The following is a 1,071-nucleotide window of genomic DNA, read 5'->3' as shown; positions in this document are numbered from 1 at the left end:
ACAAGGCGATCCGCAAAAGATTGATGGCGGCCGATGGCGCCGCCCACGTATCCCTTCCCGACGAGACGAGCCGGCGCGCTCTTGGCCTTTTGGCCGGGTCATGCGCGCAAGGGGCTCTGGCCCCGGCAGGGTTTTGCCGGGACAGTCGCGCCCAGGGGGCCTGTAGCTCAGTTGGTTAGAGCGCGCGCTTGATAAGCGTGAGGTCGGAAGTTCAAGTCTTCCCAGGCCCACCATCAGCGCCGCATCACCGAACGGGGTCACCGAGAACGGGCCACCGAACGGGGCCGTAGCTCAGTTGGGAGAGCGCTAGCTTTGCAAGCTTGAGGTCACCGGTTCGATCCCGGTCGGCTCCACCAGGTCCCGGCTGGCAGGTTCCGGCCACCAGATCCCGGCCTTGGGTGATCGTTCGTCTCGTGGGAAGACAGAAGTTTTGGCTGTCCGGTGTTGCACCGGATGGTCGGTTGTTTGGCATTGTGGAGAAGATAGCCTCGATTGTGCGTTTGAGGCGGGGTGTCCTTAGGGCATCTCTGTCAGACGCGCTCGGGGTTGCATGTTTTTTCGATCTGATACACTCGGGTTAAGAAGCTGAGTGAGGTCGGTTGCCGTGTTTTGCGGACTTTGTCCCTGTGCGTGGCGGCTGACTTGTAGAGATCAAGCGTTAGATAAGGGCATTTGGTGAATGCCTTGGCATGCACAGGCGATGAAGGACGTGGCACTCTGCGATAAGCCGCGGGGAGATGAGAGCAATCTTTGATCCGCGGATGTCCGAATGGGGAAACCCCACCCTTTAGGGTGATCGCCGGCTGAATCCATAGGTCGGCGAGGCGAACCCGGGGAACTGAAACATCTCAGTACCCGGAGGAAAGGAAATCAACCGAGACTCCGCTAGTAGTGGCGAGCGAACGCGGACCAGCCCAGTTCTTGTCTGTGAAGAACCTGAAGGCCCTGGAAAGGGCCGCCAGAGAGGGTGATAGCCCCGTAAGGGTAGACAGCAGGCAAGGCTTGAGTAAGGCGGGACACGTGAAATCCTGTCTGAACATGGGGGGACCACCCTCCAAGGCTAAGTACTCG

2 tRNA genes and 1 rRNA gene are annotated in these 1,071 nt (G+C 59.8%); all 3 read left to right on the top strand.

Annotation, left to right across the window (positions count from 1 at the left end):
- Positions 1-156: 156 nt before the first annotated feature.
- Positions 157-233 (top strand) — tRNA-Ile (locus tag ABZ720_RS17390).
- A gap of 47 nt (positions 234-280) precedes the next feature.
- A tRNA-Ala gene (locus ABZ720_RS17385) sits at positions 281-356 on the top strand.
- 296 nt (positions 357-652) lie between these two features.
- Positions 653-1,071: ribosomal RNA gene (locus ABZ720_RS17380) — 23S ribosomal RNA — on the top strand; the annotation flags it as partial.

This window comes from Aquibaculum sediminis, from assembly GCF_040712085.1.
GTDB classification, from domain to species: Bacteria; Pseudomonadota; Alphaproteobacteria; order Kiloniellales; family DSM-21159; genus Aquibaculum; species Aquibaculum sediminis.
This window is presented reverse-complemented; position numbering and strand designations above follow the sequence as displayed.